Consider the following 924-nt stretch of genomic DNA (forward strand, 5'->3'; position numbering starts at 1 on the left):
TGATCCCGGAGGGGAAGACAATGGCAACGGTCGAACTTCGGTTCAGCGCACTTCCTGAGCATGTCCGGACGGCCAGACTGGTGGCCGTGGCGGTGGCGAGGCGCGCCGGAGTCGATGAGTCGGTGCTCGACGAGGTGCGGCTCGCGGTCGGCGAGGCGTGCTCGCGTGCGGTGAGCCTGCATCAGCGGGGCGGTCTGGACGGCGCGGTACGGGTCGCGCTGACGGATCAGGAGAAGCGTTTCCTCATCGAGGTGGAGGACGAGGCCGGTCCGGCCGGTCTGCCGCCGCTCGGCTCCGCCGCCGAGGAGATGGGCGAGGACGCCGAGGACGCGCTCGGGCTCGCGGTGATCACCGCGCTGGTCGAGGACGTCGAGGTGACCTCCGGGGCCAACGGCGGCCTGATCCGGATGAGCTGGAACGTCTCGACGGAGCCCGTGGAGCTCTGACTCCGCGCAGAAACTCCGGGCTCACTCGGACCACATATTGACAGATTGTTGAAGCAGGCGGTTCCCTGCTCTCGGGCGCGATCGGTTTCGGTTCGAGAGAAGGACACCTTCCCCATGCGGATTCGCATCCTGTGGCCGACCGGTCAGGCCACCGCCACCCTGCGCCCGACGCCCACCTCCGAGGCCCTCTGGGCCGTCCTGCCGGTCGGCTCCACCGCGAGCACCTGGGGCGAGGAGGTCTACTTCGACACCCCGGTCTCGGTGGACCGCGAGGACGATGCCCAACAGGTGGTCGAGCCCGGCACGGTGGCGTTCTGGACCGACGGCGACAGCCTCGCGCTGCCGTACGGCCCGACCCCGATCTCACGGGCCGACGAGTGCCGGCTGGCCGGCCCCTGCAACCTGCTCGGCGCGCTGGACGGCCCCGCCGGGGTGCTGCGCACCGTCCTGGCCGGTGACCCGATCCGGGTGGAGCGGG

2 protein-coding genes are annotated in these 924 nt (G+C 70.8%); both read left to right on the forward strand.

From position 1 onward, the window contains the following. The first annotated feature begins 20 nt into the window (after positions 1-20). Complete coding sequence (locus ABD323_RS41865; RefSeq protein ID WP_184917662.1) at positions 21-446, forward strand: ATP-binding protein; 426 nt, start codon at positions 21-23, stop codon at positions 444-446. Positions 447-560: 114 nt separating this feature from the next. Continuing rightward, on the forward strand, positions 561-924 hold a 364-nt coding region (locus tag ABD323_RS41870), incomplete at its 3' end, for a cyclophilin-like fold protein (protein ID WP_344447315.1).

The organism is Kitasatospora nipponensis (assembly GCF_039528135.1).
Lineage (GTDB): Bacteria > Actinomycetota > Actinomycetes > Streptomycetales > Streptomycetaceae > Kitasatospora > Kitasatospora nipponensis.